This window comes from Nitrogeniibacter mangrovi (genome assembly GCF_010983895.1).
GTDB classification, from domain to species: Bacteria; Pseudomonadota; Gammaproteobacteria; order Burkholderiales; family Rhodocyclaceae; genus Nitrogeniibacter; species Nitrogeniibacter mangrovi.
Map to the genome: position 1 here is coordinate 606690 of NZ_CP048836.1, position 15178 is coordinate 621867.

Sequence of the window (15178 nt, forward strand, 5' to 3'; positions counted from 1 at the left end):
CGGCGGGTTCGCCCTCCGACAACCTCTGCCGGTGACATCTCCATGCCCACACTTCTGCTCGTTGATGGATCGAGTTATCTGTTCCGCGCCTTCCATGCCATGCCCGACCTGCGCAATGCCGCGGGCGAGCCGACCGGTGCGGTCTATGGTGTCCTGAACATGTTACGTCGGCTCGATGCCGACGTCCAAGCCGACTACCGCGCCTGCGTGTTCGATGCCAAGGGCAAGACCTTCCGCGACGAGTGGTTCCCCGAGTACAAGTCGCACCGCCCGCCGATGCCCGAGGATCTGGCGGTCCAGATCGCGCCCCTGCATGAGGCCATCGTCGCGCGCGGCTGGCCGCTGCTGATGGTCGATGGCGTCGAGGCCGACGACGTCATCGGCACCCTCGCGCGCCAGGCCAGCGCGGCCGGCATGGACGTGGTCATCTCCACCGGCGACAAGGACCTCACCCAGCTAGTCGACGAGCGTGTGCGCTGGGTGAACACCATGAGCAACGAGGTGCTCGACCCGGCCGGCGTCGAAGAGAAATTCGGCGTGCCGCCCGAGCGCATCATCGACTACCTGGCGCTGGTGGGCGACACCGTGGACAACATTCCCGGCGTCGAGAAATGCGGCCCCAAGACCGCGGTCAAATGGCTCACCCAGTTCGGCTCGCTCGACGAGATCGTCGCCCATGCCGACGAGATCGGCGGCAAGGTGGGGGAGAACCTGCGCAAGCACCTGGACTTCCTGCCCCTGGGCAGGAAGCTGGTGACCGTGGCCACCGATCTCGACCTGGGCGTCGGGCCGGCGGACCTCGCCCCGCGCGAGCAGGACCGCGACAAGCTCATCGACCTGTTCAGCCACCTGGAATTCAAGACCTGGCTGCGTGAAGTGCAGTCGGGCGACAACCCCAAGGCGGTGGAGGCGGCGGCCGGGGAGGACCCGCCCGCCGACCCGGCCAGTCACCGCAGCGGCGGCTACGACACGGTGCTCACGCGCGACGCCCTCGACGCCTGGATCGCCCGGCTCGAAGCGGCGCCCATCGCCGCCTTCGACACCGAAACCACCAGCCTCGACCCCATGGCCGCCACCCTGGTGGGCCTCTCTTTCGCCGTCCCCGACGGCGGCGCGGCCTACGTGCCCGTCGCCCACACCTACGCCGGCGCGCCCGAGCAGCTCGGCATCGACGCCGTGCTCGCCGCGCTCAAGCCCTGGCTGGAAAGCGACCGGTACAAGAAGGTCGGCCAGAACCTCAAATACGACATGCATGTGCTGGCCAACTACGACGTGACGCTCGGCGGCATCGCCGACGACACCCTGCTGGCCTCCTACGTGATCGAGTCCGACAAATCCCACGACATGGACAGCCTGGCCCGCCGCCACCTGGGGCTGGAGACCATCCCCTACACCGCCATCTGCGGCAAGGGCGCCAAGCAGATCGGCTTCAACGAGGTGGCGCTGGAACAGGCGAGCGAATACGCCGCCGAGGACGCGGACATCACCCTGCGCCTGCAGCAATGCTTCGAGAAACAACTGGCCAGGGAAGAGCGCCTGCGCGCGTTGTACAAAGAAGTCGAGCTGCCCGCCATGGCGGTGCTGTTCGAGATGGAGCGCAACGGCGTGCTCATCGACGACTTCCTCCTCGCCCAGCACAGCCAGGAACTGGGACGGCGCATGGCCGAGCTCGAAACCGAGGCCCACAAGCTCGCCGGCCAGCCTTTCAACCTCAATTCGCCCAAACAGCTCGGCGAGATCCTGTTCGGCAAGCTCGAACTGCCCGTGGTCAAGAAGACCGCCACCGGCCAGCCGTCCACCGACGAGGAAGTGCTGCAGAAGCTCGCCGAGGACTACCCGCTGCCCAAGTGCCTGCTCGACTACCGCGGCCTGGCCAAGCTCAAGAACACCTACGCCGACAAACTGCCGCTGATGGTGAATCCGAAGACCGGCCGGGTGCACACCAGCTTCTCACAGGCCGTCGCGGTCACCGGGCGTCTGGCCAGCTCCGACCCCAACCTGCAGAACATCCCCATCCGCACCGAAGAGGGCCGCCGCATCCGCGCCGCCTTCATCGCGCCCAAGGGCCACCGCATCGTCAGCGCCGACTATTCGCAGATCGAGCTGCGCATCATGGCCCACCTGTCCGGCGACAAGCGCCTGCTGCAGGCCTTCGCCGAGGGCGAAGACGTGCACCGCGCCACCGCCGCCGAAATCTTCGGCGTCACCCCACTGGAGGTGGACAAGGAGCAACGCCGCTACGCCAAAGTCATCAACTTCGGTCTCATCTACGGCATGAGCGCCCATGGCCTGGCCAAGAACCTGGGCATCGAACGGTCTGCCGCCGCCAGCTACATCGACCGCTACTTCGCCCGCTACCCCGGCGTCGCCGACTACATGGCCCGCACCCGCGCCGAAGCTGCCGACAAAGGTTACGTGGAAACCGTCTTCGGCCGCCGCCTGCACCTGCCCGACATTCACGCCCGCCAGGCCGGCCGCCGGCAGGCCGCCGAGCGCGCCGCCATCAACGCCCCCATGCAAGGCACCGCCGCCGACCTCATCAAGAAGGCCATGATCGCCGTGTCGGCCTGGCTGAAGCAGGAACAGCTCAAGTCAAAGCTCATCCTGCAGGTGCATGACGAACTGGTGCTGGAGGTGCCGGACGCCGAGTTGGCGACGGTGCGCGAACAGTTGCCCAGGCTCATGGCCGGGGTGGCGAAACTCGACGTGCCGCTGGTGGCGGAGGTGGGGGACGGGGTGAATTGGGATGAGGCGCATTAGGAGCGTGAATTCTCACACCGGATTCAACTGTGCCCGCCAATTCAGATTGGGCTGATATGAAACGATGACTAATGAGTGTGTCTACTGTAGGGGAGCTTCTGGTTCAAAGCTTAGCCGAGAGCATTTAATGTCTCGAGTGGTTCGGCAAAAACTTATGGCGGAACCGCGAGCGTGCAATATATCGCGCGATGTTAGTCACGCTGGGCAACCAGTTGTAAAAGATGTATGTAAACGCTGTAATAGCGAGCTGTCTTATCTCGATAGTGTGGCAGGGAATTTGAGTGAGTATTTGCTAAGGCCGTCGGGCAGAAATCAAGACGTCTTTCTCGGCGAGCTGGAGTTCTGTTGGTTGATAAAAACGCATTTGAACTACGTTCGGACTATGCCTAATGAGATGTCGAGCTTCAAAGGGATAGACCATTCCATTTATTCTTCGATTCTTGAAAGGCGATTGCCAGAGAGAGGGCAGTATGAGTTGTATTTTGCCCTTTACGACGCGCCGAACGCATTGAGATTTGCATGGCCGATCTCGCATCTCAGCGTTTCGTTTCCGAGTGAGCGAGTCATCGTTTCCAATCTCCGTATTTCTTGGCTTGAGACTGTTTTGATCGTGAATACAAGCCAGAAAGAAGAAATTGCGCTTCCTGAAGTGGGGAATCTGCTGAAGTCGCATCCTGCGATTGTGAGGGCATCCAGTCCCAATGAGCTTCCATGTTTCAACGATCTATATGCTAGCGAGAGGGTGATTGACGAAACTTTTGCAATTGAAGGCATACACCGCGTTGGGCCTCCCTTTGTACTTCTGTCGGCGCTGGGCTCGCAGAGTGCTCATGCCTTTTGCGACAAACACAACGCATATCCCACACGCTAGGGCCGTAGGGCGGAGAAGCGAAGCAAGCGTAGCCCGGCCGAAGGCCGCAGGCCTGATGCCGGGGATACCATGCCGAGCTGACGACGCTGACCTCGGCGTCGCTACGCTCGGCCGGGCTACGAAGCTGAATGCAAACGGCCGCCGTGTCCGGCGGCCATCGAAACCACTCACTTAGACTGGATTCGACTCAGGTAGTCGATCAAGGCCAGGATGCGCACGCGTGCATACATGTCCATCGTGTAGGGCATTTCGAAGAAATATGCCCCCGCTTCCGCGCTTTCCTTCTTGTACATGTTGCCCCAGATGGGCATGTCGCGACTGCCGTGGCCCCTCACGACCTGGCGACCATCGATGACCTGATAGACCCGGTCCACCGGAAAGACGCCTCCATTGTTTTTAGACAGGACGGTGAGGTCGGCTGGGGCCACCTTCAGCAGATCGACCGCGCCACCGTCTCCCTTCCCCGATGCGCCATGACAAACAGCGCATTTGTTCATGTACTCGGTCTGGCCGATGTCAGGCACTTCTGCACTGATTGCCAGACTCGTTCCACCTTGGAAGAGCAACAACACAAGCCACGCGTAGAACGTTCTTTTGCCGTTTTTCATTTCCCTTCTCCATTGTCGAACGGCACCCGCCGGACGTGCGTGACGCCACGTTCGGCGCTCCACACCCGCAATGCCGCGAGTTCAATGTAGCACCGGGCTCGACGACAAAATTGCCGATGATCAACTCCCGATGAACCCGCACGCCTAGCCCGGCCGACGGTCGCCAGCCTGACGCCGGGGGATGCCGTGCCGTGCTGGCGATGCGGAACCCGGCGTCGCTGCGCTCGGCCGGGCTACGAAGCGCCATGCCTTGGCGGGCGGACGAGCCAAGCGCCATTCGCCGCATGTCTGCATCTGGGCTGTCACGGAGGCATGGTGGCTCGCCGGACTCGGGTCCTTTAGGGGCGTGCCAACGGGTTCCTGCGCCGTTCTGGCGAATCGTCGATCTGGCGCTTCCATCGCCCGCCGCGCCATCGCCGTAGCGAGTGGCTTGTTGTCAGGCGGGGAGCCGTTCGTCATATTTTCGGGCTGTTCGGTGTCATGCAGTGGACATGTTTCCGGTTGTTTTGCCGACGGCCGTCGCCGATGTGCCCCAAGCTGGTGCGTGGGGCGCCGGATCCCCTGTGATCGTACGGGGCGTGGCGTGTCGCCGCATAGCAACATCCGTTTGGAATATGTAAAACACGTAAGCGAGTGTGTCTGCGTGCTTGCGCTTGGATCGAAAAAGTCTCATAAATCCATGGGTCTTCGGGGGTGTCGCCGCGTTTTGATTTGGCAGCGTGTGTTTCGGTGAGTTTGATTGCCGACGACGGATGTTGCGTTGCGGTGCTTGTTGAGGATGTACCTGCCCCCGACGACTGGAAGGACTGTTCGTATTGGGTAACCGAGGATTTGACTCAGGAGATTTACGATGAGGATGAGACCATGGATGGCGTCGGTCGGTCTGGCGCTGTTGGCGACGAGCGCGCATGCGCTGGAAAAGGATTTCGGCGATGTCGGGGCGGCGCCCGGCGGGACCTATTTTGCGGAGGGATTCATCGAGCACACCCCGGGAGCGTTTACCGATTTCCTGATGTTCTCGCTGTCCAGCCCGGCCTATGACATGTGGTATGGGCTGGGGACCATTTCGGACCAACCCAAGGTCGACGGTTCGAACATCGACGGGCTGACGGCAGCGCTGTACATCGACAACGGTGTGGCTGGCGAGTCGGCGGACGATTCGTTCTACGCACTGATCGGGTCCGGAGACTATGTGACCGGTGGCGGTCCGCTGGCCGAGGGGGCCTATTACTTCAAGGTCCAAGGGACGGCCACCGGGCCGAGCCCGTCGTCCTACGCCTACACCGCGACCGTCGCGGCGGTACCCGAGCCGCAAAGCTATGCCATGCTGCTCGCGGGGCTTGGCCTGATGGGGCTGATCGTGAAGCGACGCTCCAGCTAAGGCCGACGCGGCAAGCGTTTGCCGGACGGATCAACGGGGCTTCGGCCCCGTTGTTTTTTGCCTCGAACCGCCCGGACGTGTCGCTCGGATTGACGCAATGTCATCCGCCGCAGGTAGGATGGGTGTATCGAATCGATCCATCCCCAAGGACCGTCAACATGAAACGCTTCCACGTGCACCTCGCCGTCGACGACCTCGACGCGAATATCGCGTTCTACACCCAGCTCTTCGGTCTGCCGCCGAGCAAACAGGAGGCGGACTACGCCAAGTGGATGCTGGACGATCCCCGAGTGAATTTCGCCATCTCGGCGCGCGGGCACGCGCCCGGGGTGAACCATTTCGGCATGCAGGCGGAAACCGCGGAGGGGTTGGCGGAGCTCAAGGCGCAGGCCGGGGCCGCCTCTGCCGGTGCGGTCCTGGATCAGGGCGAGACCGTCTGCTGTTACGCCAAGAGCGAGAAGCACTGGGTGACCGATCCACAGGGCCTGGCCTGGGAGCATTTCACGACCCTGGGCACGTCGGTCACCTTCGGTGATGACAGCGTGTCCGCGGCGGGGGCGTGCTGCGTGCCGGAAGCTCCGGCCGCGGCAGCGGGCTGTTGCGCACCGGCGCCCGCCGAGTCCGCGCCGAAGTCGGGGTGCTGCGGATAAGGATCCGCCGACGCCTGGGGGCGCCAGGCCAGGATGGCTTCAGTCCCCGGTCGGCGAGATCCGGTAGTCGATCACGGCGTCGTTGGCCTGCAGCGTTTCGGCAAGCTTGGAGGCGCTGTTGTTGTCGGTGGTGCGCAAGATCATGCTGTGGCGGCGCAGTTGTTTGTCGCTGTCGAGCCGGTAGCTGAAATTGGCGATGCTGAAATCGAAGGTTTCGATGAGATGTCGCAAGGTCAGCTCGGTCATGTCGGAGCTGCGCTCGAAGCGTACCTCGAAGTGGTAGTAGTTCTGGCTCGGCATGTGCGACTCGATCCAGCGGAACAGGGACAGCAGGCCGAGGGTGAGGAGCACCGACACCGCGAGCGGAAAGTAGAAGCCAATGCCGGCGAGGATGCCGATGGCGGCGGTGATCCAGATCGAGGCGGCGGTGGTGAGTCCGCGCACCGAGAGGCCTTCCTTGACGATGACGCCGGCACCGAGGAAGCCGATGCCGGTCATGATGCCCTGCGCCATGCGGGTCGGGTCGAGGCGCACCATGTCGATGTCGCTGCGCACCCAGTGGGCCTCGAAGACCGTGACCAGCATCAGCAGGCTGGAGGCGGTGCACACCAGCGCGTGGGTGCGGAAGCCGGCGGGGCGGCCGTGGTAGGAGCGTTCGTAGCCGATGAGTGCGCCGGCGAGCATGGCGGCCACGAGGCGAAAACACATTTCCAGATTGTCGGTGGTGACGGGCATGACATCCTCCGCGGTGGGGTCGCTGCGATGTCCGTACCTGGGCGTGGCGGGGCTCAGGCGTGGCGAACGCCCCTTCTTGTTCGTATGACGGGCGCTGGCGCCGGGCACGCAGCTCCGTGGGGTGTTTGAACGCGTCGCGCCGCAGGGGTTCGCCGTGTCAGGGCGTCCGTACGATGAAGCGCACCGGTGGTGACTGGGCCACGAGCCGGCCCGGTGCGCGGACCGGGTGCGTCCCGGCGCCGTTGCGACGCCGCCGCCTTTCGTCGGCCGACCAAAGGCAGGTCTTTGAATTTTCTGAACTTGCCCCTTAAGTTACGGCAAGCGTGACACTCAGGTCGACGCCTACACGCCGAAGGCGCGGCGGCGGTCCTCCCACCGGTGAATACGAGGAGAGCGTATGCACGGATTGGCAAGGCGCTTGCACTGGCGACGCGGTGCGCTGGCGGTGACAGGGCTGTTGGCGGCCGGCGCGCTGGTGCTCGCGATCGAACGGGCCTCAGGGCCGTGGGCGTGGGCGGCGGCGGTGGCGATGGCCGTGGTGCTGGGGCTGGCGTGGATCGAGCTGGCCGACCTGCGCGCCACCTTCCGTGCCCACAAGCTGGCCATGCGCGGTGCGCACGATGGCCTGTGGTGGTGGAATCCGGTCACCAAGCGCCTGTGGGTGGGCGACCGCCTGCTTGAAATTCTCGGCTATTCGGACAACTTCATCGCCGACACCCATGTGTGGCTGCACCTGGTGCATCCGGACGACCGCGGCGGCTACAACCGGGGCGTCGCGCAACACCTCAAGGGCGAAACGCCGCACTTCTACCACGAGTATCGCGTGCGTGCGAAGGACGGCAGCTACCGCTGGATCGCCTCGCGCGGCGAGGCGGTGCGCAACCACCGCGGCCGGGCGGTGCTCATGGCCGGCTCGGTGACCGACATCACCGCCCGGCGCCAGACCGAGGAACGCATCCGCACCCTGGCCTACCACGACCAGCTGACCGGCCTGGCCAACCGGGCGCTGCTGTTCGACCGCCTCAATCTTGCCATCGAGCGGGTGCGCCGGCGCGGGCAGGGGCGCATCGCGGTGCTGTTCATCGACATCGACCGTTTCAAGGATGTGAACGACGTCCATGGCCATGAGGTGGGCGACCTTCTGCTGGTCGAACTGGCGCGGCGCCTGCGCGCCAACGTGCGCGCCTCCGATACCCTGGTACGTCAGGGCGGCGACGAGTTCATCATCGTGCTGCCCGAGATCACCGACTCGGCCGGCGCCGCGCCGGTGCTCGACAAGGTGCTGCAGGCGGTGCACAAGCCGATTCACGTCAACGGTATCGAGCTGTGCATGAGCGCCAGCATCGGGGTGAGTGTGTTCCCCGACGACGCCCAGGACGTGCCGACCCTGTTGCGCAATGCCGATACGGCGATGTACGAAGCCAAGCACGCGGGCGGCAATCTGGCACGCTTCTATACCCATGCGATGAACGACGCGGTGCGCGAGCGCGTCAACATCGAGGCCGGCCTGCGCCAGGCCGTCGCGCGCGGCGAGCTGGCGCTGCACTTCCAGCCCAAGATGCGTCTCGGCGATTCGAGCCTGATGGGCTGCGAGGCGCTGCTGCGCTGGCGCGACGCCGAGGGGCGCCAGATTCCGCCGGACCGGTTCATCCCGGTGGCCGAGAGCTGCGGGCTGATCGTGCCCATCGGCCAGTGGGTGGCCGACGCCGCGCTCGATCAGATGCTGGCCTGGCGTAGCGCGGGGCTCAAGGTGCCACGGGTCGCCATCAACGTTTCCGCCATCCAGCTGGCGCAGCCCGGCTTCGCCCCGCTGCTGCTCGACGCCCTGGCGCGGCGTGGCCTGCCCAATTCCCTGCTGGAGCTGGAAGTCACCGAATCGGTGTTTCTCCACCCCGAGGGGGCCGCGCTGGAGGCGTTGCGCATGCTGCGTTCGCGCGGGGTGCGGCTGGCGCTGGACGATTTCGGGACCGGCTATTCTTCGTTGGCGTACCTGGGCGTGCAGGCCTTCGATACGCTCAAGATCGATCGCAGCTTCGTGGCCACCGCCGATGCCCCGGGTCAGGCGCGGTCGGCGGCGATCCTGCGGGCGATGGTGGCGATGGCGACCGCCTTCGGCATGGACGTGGTGGCCGAAGGCATCGAGCGCGATGCGCAGCGTGACGCATTGTGGCGACTCGGCTGCGAATCCGGGCAGGGCTACCTGTTCGGTGCCCCCATGCCGGCGGCGGACTTCGAGGCCCGCTGCCTCTCGGCGCGTCCGCCGTCGGGGGCCAGTCTGCGTGTGGTCAAGGGGTAGACGGCGGGGATGTCGTCACCCCGCCCCCGCCGGGCGGGCGCAGGCGGTATGCTCGAGGTCTTGCCAATCCTCGACACGAACACGAGCCCATGATTCCCGACGGCGACAGCACGATCTACAAGACGCTTCTCGAGTCCACCAAGGCCATTCCCTGGCAGATCGACTGGAAGACGCTCAGGTTCTCCTACATCGGCCCCCAGATCGAGTCGCTGCTCGGCTGGCCGCAGGACAGCTGGAAGTCGGTGGAAGACTGGGCCGCCCGCATTCATCCGGACGAACGCGATTCGATCGTGAACTTCTGCGTCGCCCAGTCGCAGTCGGGCGTCGACCATGAAGCGGACTACCGGGCCCTGACCCGCGACGGCGAGCACGTGTGGATCCGCGATGTGGTGCACGTGGTGCGCAACCCGGCGGGCGAGGTGGAGTCACTGATCGGCTTCATGTTCGACATCACCGAGCGCAAGCAGACTGAGCAGAAGCTGCTCGCCCTGCAGAAGGAGCTGGAGTCGCTGTCGTTCAAGGACGGGCTGACCGGCGTGTCCAACCGGCGCATGTTCGATTCCATCCTCGAAGCCGAGTGGGTCAGCGCGCGGCGCAACGGCCAACCCCTGTCGGTGATCCTCATCGATATCGACTACTTCAAGCAGTACAACGACGCATACGGCCACGTGCAGGGCGACGCCTGCCTGCGCCAGGTGGCGCAGCTGCTCAATGCGGCGGCGAAACGCTCGCGCGACGCGCTGGCCCGCTTCGGTGGCGAAGAGTTCGCGCTGATCCTGCCGGAGACCGATGCCAATTCCGCGATGACGGTGGCCGAGCGCTGCATCCACATGATCTTCAAGGCGCAGATTCCCCATGCCGCCTCGCCGATCAGCCAGCTGCTGACGGCCAGCCTGGGGGTGGGCACCATCGTGCCGGCCCATGACGACGACGCGGTCGACTTCCTCGAACGGGTCGACCGCCGTCTCTACGCCGCCAAGGAGGGCGGGCGCAACCGCATCGTCAACGCCTGAGGGCGGGCCTCACGGCTCCCAGTGGGTCGGCTGGCTGACCGCGATGTACACCTCGCGCAGGAACAGCCCGAGCCCCGCGATCATCGACAGCATGGCGAGGATGAACAGGGTGGCGATGGCGTGGGTGGCGTCGATGCGGACCATCGTGCCCACGAAGGCACCGGCCACCACCAGGCACACCAGCAGCGCGCTGAGCACCTGGCAGAAAATGGCCTGGTAGATGTGGGTGCCGCGCCGGGAGAGCAGATCCAGCTCGCGTTCGAGCGCCTCGACCTGCGCCGGCGCTGCCTGCTCCTGCAGGCGCTTGCGGATCACCCGACGCCGATCGACCACCCGGGCCAGGCGCCCGTTGAGCGCGTTGATGAGCGTGGCCAGCGCGGTGAGCAGGAACACCGGCGCGACGGCCAGCTGGATGGCATGAGAGAGATCGGTCAGATGCTCGGGCATGGTCGACAGCATAGCGCGACGGCGACCGGATCGGGCGCTATACTCGCGTTCATGCGAATGGCATTAATCATGTTTGCTTTGTGGGTGGGCGCCGGGCTGTCGCCGGTGCTGGCGCAGACGCCGCCGCCGCCCGTCCTGCTCGCCCGTGAGGCGGTGGCCGATGTCGATCCGGCCCCGTACTGGGTCAGCGAGAAGCTCGACGGCGTGCGTGCGCTCTGGGACGGCAGGCAGCTGCGCTTTCGCAGTGGCCATGTGGTGCCGGCGCCGCGCTGGTTCGTCGCCGCCCTGCCGCCGCAGGCCCTCGATGGCGAGCTGTGGCTGGGGCGCGGGCGCTTCGCCGAGCTGTCGGGCATCGTGCGCACCGCGGTGCCGGTGGATGCCGACTGGCGCCGGGTGCGCTACATGATCTTCGAACTGCCGGGCGCGCCGGGGGATTTCTCCGCACGGGTCGCGGCCATGCGCGCGGTGGTCGGGGCAGCTCACTGCCCATGGCTGCGCGTGGTCGAACAGCGCCGGATCGCCGACCGTGCGGCGCTGGCGGCCTGGCTGGCAGCGGTGATCGACCAGGGCGGCGAGGGATTGATGCTGCACCGGGCCGATGCGCCGTACCTCACCGGACGCAGCGACGTGCTGCTCAAGCTCAAGCCCTGGCAGGACGCCGAAGGCATCGTGGTGGCCCAGCTCCCCGGCCAGGGGCGCCTGGCCGGCATGCTCGGGGCGCTCGAGATCCGCCTTGCCGACGGGCGCCACCTGCGCCTGGGCACCGGTTTCACCGACGCGCAGCGCCGCCATCCGCCGCCCCTCGGCACCCAGGTCACCTTCCGCTACCACGGCCTGACCGCCACCGGCCTGCCGCGCTTCGCCAGCTTCCTGCGGGTGCGTGAGCCGCTCTGAAGGGAGGGGGCAGCCATGATGGCGAGCCGTCGACGCGGCGCCGAGGGCATGTCGCGATCCGGCGACATCGCTCGGTGTGGCGGTCGATCCGGCTAGAATACCTGCCATGAAACCCATGATTCCCCTGTGCGCGTTGGCGCTCCTGATGGCCGTCCCGGCGTGGGCCGACGACGATTTCGACCACTGCCTCGAACAGCTGCGCGCCCAGGCGCCGGACCAGGGGGTGAGTGTGGCGGCCTTCGACCGCTTCACCGCCGGGGTGGCGCCCGATCCGAGCGTGCTCGAGGCGCTCGACTACCAGCCCGAGTTCGTCACCCCCATCTGGGACTACATGGCGGCGCTGGTGGACGAGGAGCGCATCGCCGACGGCCGGGCCATGCTCGCCCAGTGGCGCGAGGTGCTCGACCGGGTCGAGGCCACTTACGGCGTGGATCGCCACGTGGTGGTGGCGGTATGGGGCGTGGAGAGCAACTACGGGCGCAACTTCGGCAAGCGGCCGCTGGTCACCTCGCTGGCCACGCTGTCGTGCGAGGGGCGCCGGCAAGGCTATTTCCGCGGCGAGTTCTTCACCACCCTGAAGATCCTCGCGGCCGGCCACATGGCCCCGGAGCGCCTGACCGGTTCCTGGGCGGGCGCCTTCGGCCACACCCAGTTCATGCCCTCCACCTTCATGCGCACCGCGGTCGATTTCGACGGCGACGGGCGTCGCGACCTGATCGACAGCGTGCCCGACGCGCTGGCCTCCACCGCCAACTATCTCAAGCAGGCCGGCTGGCGCAGTGGCGAGGGCTGGGGCTACGAGATCCGTCTGCCCGCCGGTTTCGATGCCTCGATCGCCGGGCGCAAGGCGCGCCGATCGGTGAGCGCGTGGGCGGCGATGGGCCTGCGGCGGATCGATGGCAGCGCGCTCGAGGCCATCGACGACACCGCCGCGGTGCTGCTGCCGGCGGGCGCCGAGGGGCCGGCCTTCCTGGTGTTCCGCAACTTCAACGCGATCTACAGCTACAACGCGGCCGAGAGCTACGCCCTGGCCATCGCGCACCTGTCCGACCGCCTGCGCGGCGGCGGCCCGTTCGTGACGCCCTGGCCCACGGACGACCCGGGCATCGCGCGCAAGGAGCGGCGCGAACTGCAGCAATTGCTGATCGACCGGGGGCATGATGTCGGCGAGGTGGACGGCGTCATCGGCAGCCGCACCCGGGCGGCCATCGAGGCCGAGCAGGCGCGCCTGGGGTTCGAAGTGAATGGCCGCGCCGGCATGAAGATCCTCAAGGCCTTGCGCGCCAAGCAGTGACCGCAAGCGTGCGGATGTAAGGTTCCGGGTCGCGGGGGCGTCCAAGGGGTGTTGGAGGCCCGACCGGAGAGTGTCCCCCCCATGCTCCGCTGCAAGGATGCCACCCGTCTGGTGTCCGCCCAGTTCGATCGAATCCTGAGCGTGCGCGAGCGCCTGGCGCTGCGCACGCATCTGCTCGTGTGCACCGGCTGCGCCCGCTTTGAACGCCAGCTCCGCTTCATGCACGCCGCGCTGGGGCGCTACCGGCGTGGCGAGACCCCGCCGCCGGACGACGATCCGGCGTGATCAGGCGGTCGCGTCGGCGAAGGTGTAGCCGTCGCGCCGGATCATCTCGCGCTTGGGGTTGTTCTTCATGTGCAGGCGCCAGAAGTAGCCGATCAGGTTGTCGCCGTAAGAGATCGCCTTGCGCGGCAGGGTGAGCGGATCGTCCGCCGGCGTGGCCGGGGCGCGCACGCAGGTGGTGGCGCAGGTGTAGCCGGCGGCGGCCACCGCGTCGACCGCGCGGCGGTCGTGGCTGCCGAACGGGTAGCAGAAGTGATTGACCGCCTCGCCCAGCACGTCTTCCAGAATCGCCTTCGAGCGCGTCACTTCCTCATGGATGGCGGGCGTCTCGAGAGTGGCGAGCTTGGCATGGGAGGCCGAGTGGGAGCCGAAGTCCACGCCCTCGGCGCGCAACTGGCGAATCCGCTCCGGACTCATCAGCAGCGGGGTGTCGCGGCCGTCGGATGCGAACCAGTAGGATGGCTTGCCGAGCAGGTCGGCGATCAGATACACCATGGCCGGGAAGCCATGGCGCTGCAGGACGGGCCAGGCGTATTCGTAGAAATTCTCGTAACCGTCGTCGAAGGTCAGCGCCACTGCCCGTGGCGGAATCGGCTGCGCTCCACTCAGGCAGGCCAGCACCTGGTCCATGGACAGGACGGTGTAGCCGAAGCGCGCGAGATAGGCCATCTGGCGGGCGAAGCGCTTGTGGTGACAGTAGGTGGAGCGATGCGCCTTCATCGGCGCGAAGTCGCCCACCTGGTGGTACATGAGGATGTTGATGCCGGTACTCATGGCTAGCGATTGTCCAGCAATTGGGCGTAGAGCGCACGATATTGATCGATGATCACGCGCTCGCCAAAGTCGTGCTCGATGCGCCGCAGGCCATGTTCGATCAGCTGGCGCTGGAGCGCCGGGTTGTCGATGATTTCGCGCATGTGCGCGGCCAGGGGAGCGGCGTCGTCGCAGGGGCTCACCAGAGCATCCTCGCCGTGGCGGGCGATCTCGCGCGCGCCGCGGAACGCGGTGCACGCCAGCGGCTTGCCGTAGGCCCAGGCTTCGAGGATCACGTTGCCGAGGGTCTCGCGGTCGCGCGAGGGGAACACCACCATGTCGGCCAGATGGAACCAGGGCGCGGGGTCCTGCTGCCAGCCGGCGAAATGGACGCGGCTGGTCAGGCCCGCTTCGGCCACCTGGCGTTCCAGGGTTTCGCGCAGTGGCCCGTCGCCCAGGAGGATCAGGCGCAGGCGCTTGCCGTCGAGTTCCGCGGGTAGCTGGCGCATGGCCTCGATGAGGGTGGCGTGGCCTTTCACGTCGATCAGGCGCCCCGCGGTGACCATGAGCCAGTCTTCCGGCTGCACGGCCAGTTCCCGGCGCAGCACTTCCAGCGCCTCGGGGTCGGCCGGTTTGGCCGGGTCGGCGAAGTTGGTGATGTGAAACACCCGATCGGCGGGCAGGCCGCCGGCGATCATCCAGTCGCACAGGCCACGGGTGTTGCCGATCCAGGCGTGCGCGTGGCGGAACGGGTCGAGCTTGTAGTAGCCGCCGAGGCGCGACAGGTGCACCTGGCCGCGACCGCGCTTGACGTGGGTCAGGCGGGTGGCGCGGCCCATGTAGGTCTGCACGATGGGCGCGCCGCTGTCGGCGATGAGGCGCGACAGCTCCCAGCGCGAGAACGGATCCCACACGGTGCGCATGCCGGCGGTGCGCTTGGGCACATCGTGGAGGTGATGGCGATCCAGTTCGGAGCCGCGCCGCACGGCGACCTCGATGTCCTCGCCGGCGCGCTGCATGGCGGCGACGAAACGCAACAGCCAGCGCTCGGCGCCGCCCATTTCCTTGCTGCCGAGGATGTGCAGGGATTTCATCGCGTCAGGCCCGAGAATTTCATCGGATCGCGATTCGGCCGTCAGCAGCCGCGAAGGCCGAGCGTGCCGAGTTACCCCGAAAGGTTTGTGCGACAAGTGA

The 15178-nt window shown here is 66.2% G+C and carries 14 protein-coding genes; 9 read left to right on the forward strand and 5 right to left on the reverse strand.

The features are described 5' to 3' along the window. The first annotated feature begins 42 nt into the window (after positions 1-42). Positions 43-2760, forward strand: coding sequence for a DNA polymerase I (gene polA, locus G3580_RS02790; protein WP_173763817.1), 2718 nt, complete (start codon positions 43-45; stop codon positions 2758-2760). A gap of 394 nt (positions 2761-3154) precedes the next feature. Continuing rightward, positions 3155-3631 (forward strand): hypothetical protein, encoded by a 477-nt coding sequence (locus G3580_RS02795; protein ID WP_173763818.1) that lies wholly within the window; start codon positions 3155-3157, stop codon positions 3629-3631. A 167-nt stretch (positions 3632-3798) separates the two neighbouring features. Here G3580_RS02795 and G3580_RS02800 read toward each other — a convergent pair whose 3' ends face one another. Continuing rightward, positions 3799-4239, reverse strand: coding sequence for a c-type cytochrome (locus G3580_RS02800; RefSeq protein ID WP_173763819.1), 441 nt, complete (start codon positions 4237-4239; stop codon positions 3799-3801). 868 nt (positions 4240-5107) lie between these two features. Between G3580_RS02800 and G3580_RS02805 the strand changes: the two genes are divergently transcribed. Both G3580_RS02805 and G3580_RS02810 read left to right on the forward strand, forming a co-directional pair. Beyond that, complete coding sequence (locus tag G3580_RS02805; RefSeq protein ID WP_217424589.1) at positions 5108-5620, forward strand: FxDxF family PEP-CTERM protein; 513 nt, start codon at positions 5108-5110, stop codon at positions 5618-5620. A gap of 158 nt (positions 5621-5778) precedes the next feature. Continuing rightward, a complete protein-coding gene (locus G3580_RS02810; protein ID WP_173763821.1) occupies positions 5779-6270 on the forward strand; it encodes an ArsI/CadI family heavy metal resistance metalloenzyme in 492 nt (163 codons plus the stop codon). 39 nt (positions 6271-6309) lie between these two features. On the opposite strand, the gene G3580_RS02815 is transcribed toward G3580_RS02810, so the two are convergent. Continuing rightward, positions 6310-7005, reverse strand: coding sequence for an MgtC/SapB family protein (locus G3580_RS02815; RefSeq protein ID WP_173763822.1), 696 nt, complete (start codon positions 7003-7005; stop codon positions 6310-6312). 397 nt (positions 7006-7402) lie between these two features. Between G3580_RS02815 and G3580_RS02820 the strand changes: the two genes are divergently transcribed. Together G3580_RS02820 and G3580_RS02825 are read left to right on the forward strand one after the other, a co-directional pair. Beyond that, entirely contained in the window at positions 7403-9301 is a 1899-nt protein-coding gene (locus G3580_RS02820; protein WP_407670990.1) for a putative bifunctional diguanylate cyclase/phosphodiesterase, read from the forward strand. Positions 9302-9390: 89 nt separating this feature from the next. Further along, the gene (locus G3580_RS02825; RefSeq protein WP_173763824.1) at positions 9391-10314 is read left to right on the forward strand and encodes a GGDEF domain-containing protein; all 924 of its coding nucleotides are present in this window, start codon (positions 9391-9393) and stop codon (positions 10312-10314) included. A 9-nt stretch (positions 10315-10323) separates the two neighbouring features. Here G3580_RS02825 and G3580_RS02830 read toward each other — a convergent pair whose 3' ends face one another. Next, positions 10324-10761, reverse strand: a complete 438-nt coding sequence (locus G3580_RS02830) for a DUF2721 domain-containing protein (protein ID WP_173763825.1) — start codon at positions 10759-10761, stop codon at positions 10324-10326. 69 nt (positions 10762-10830) lie between these two features. Between G3580_RS02830 and G3580_RS02835 the strand changes: the two genes are divergently transcribed. The 3 genes from G3580_RS02835 to G3580_RS02845 all read left to right on the forward strand — a co-directional run bounded on the left by G3580_RS02835 (position 10831) and on the right by G3580_RS02845 (position 13234). After that, positions 10831-11655 (forward strand): DNA ligase, encoded by an 825-nt coding sequence (locus tag G3580_RS02835; RefSeq protein ID WP_228720749.1) that lies wholly within the window; start codon positions 10831-10833, stop codon positions 11653-11655. Between the two features lie 115 nt (positions 11656-11770). Then, the gene (locus G3580_RS02840; protein WP_173768554.1) at positions 11771-12949 is read left to right on the forward strand and encodes a lytic murein transglycosylase; all 1179 of its coding nucleotides are present in this window, start codon (positions 11771-11773) and stop codon (positions 12947-12949) included. An 81-nt stretch (positions 12950-13030) separates the two neighbouring features. Beyond that, positions 13031-13234 (forward strand): zf-HC2 domain-containing protein, encoded by a 204-nt coding sequence (locus tag G3580_RS02845; RefSeq protein WP_173763827.1) that lies wholly within the window; start codon positions 13031-13033, stop codon positions 13232-13234. Here the strand turns inward: G3580_RS02845 and G3580_RS02850 are convergent, their stop codons facing one another. Both G3580_RS02850 and G3580_RS02855 read right to left on the reverse strand, forming a co-directional pair. Further along, positions 13235-14005: a polysaccharide deacetylase family protein gene (locus G3580_RS02850; RefSeq protein WP_173763828.1), complete on the reverse strand. Its 771-nt coding sequence runs from the start codon at positions 14003-14005 to the stop codon at positions 13235-13237. A gap of 2 nt (positions 14006-14007) precedes the next feature. Continuing rightward, positions 14008-15078 carry a glycosyltransferase gene (locus tag G3580_RS02855; protein ID WP_173763829.1) on the reverse strand — a complete coding sequence of 357 codons (1071 nt, stop codon included), beginning with the start codon at positions 15076-15078 and terminating at the stop codon, positions 14008-14010. Positions 15079-15178: the final 100 nt, after the last annotated feature.

What these genes read in the sequence shown, in the direction of transcription:
- G3580_RS02835 (WP_228720749.1), top strand. Translation starts at nt 10,831, where the DNA reads ATGTTTGCTTTGTGGGTGGGCGCCGGGCTGTCGCCGGTGCTGGCGCAG.
- G3580_RS02820 (WP_407670990.1), top strand. Translation starts at nt 7,403, where the DNA reads ATGCACGGATTGGCAAGGCGCTTGCACTGGCGACGCGGTGCGCTGGCG.
- G3580_RS02810 (WP_173763821.1), top strand. Translation starts at nt 5,779, where the DNA reads ATGAAACGCTTCCACGTGCACCTCGCCGTCGACGACCTCGACGCGAAT.
- G3580_RS02845 (WP_173763827.1), top strand. Translation starts at nt 13,031, where the DNA reads ATGCTCCGCTGCAAGGATGCCACCCGTCTGGTGTCCGCCCAGTTCGAT.
- G3580_RS02840 (WP_173768554.1), top strand. Translation starts at nt 11,771, where the DNA reads ATGATTCCCCTGTGCGCGTTGGCGCTCCTGATGGCCGTCCCGGCGTGG.
- G3580_RS02795 (WP_173763818.1), top strand. Translation starts at nt 3,155, where the DNA reads ATGTCGAGCTTCAAAGGGATAGACCATTCCATTTATTCTTCGATTCTT.
- G3580_RS02800 (WP_173763819.1), bottom strand. Translation starts at nt 4,239, where the DNA reads ATGAAAAACGGCAAAAGAACGTTCTACGCGTGGCTTGTGTTGTTGCTC.
- G3580_RS02855 (WP_173763829.1), bottom strand. Translation starts at nt 15,078, where the DNA reads ATGAAATCCCTGCACATCCTCGGCAGCAAGGAAATGGGCGGCGCCGAG.
- G3580_RS02825 (WP_173763824.1), top strand. Translation starts at nt 9,391, where the DNA reads ATGATTCCCGACGGCGACAGCACGATCTACAAGACGCTTCTCGAGTCC.
- G3580_RS02850 (WP_173763828.1), bottom strand. Translation starts at nt 14,005, where the DNA reads ATGAGTACCGGCATCAACATCCTCATGTACCACCAGGTGGGCGACTTC.
- polA (WP_173763817.1), top strand. Translation starts at nt 43, where the DNA reads ATGCCCACACTTCTGCTCGTTGATGGATCGAGTTATCTGTTCCGCGCC.
- G3580_RS02830 (WP_173763825.1), bottom strand. Translation starts at nt 10,761, where the DNA reads ATGCCCGAGCATCTGACCGATCTCTCTCATGCCATCCAGCTGGCCGTC.
- G3580_RS02805 (WP_217424589.1), top strand. Translation starts at nt 5,108, where the DNA reads ATGGCGTCGGTCGGTCTGGCGCTGTTGGCGACGAGCGCGCATGCGCTG.
- G3580_RS02815 (WP_173763822.1), bottom strand. Translation starts at nt 7,005, where the DNA reads ATGCCCGTCACCACCGACAATCTGGAAATGTGTTTTCGCCTCGTGGCC.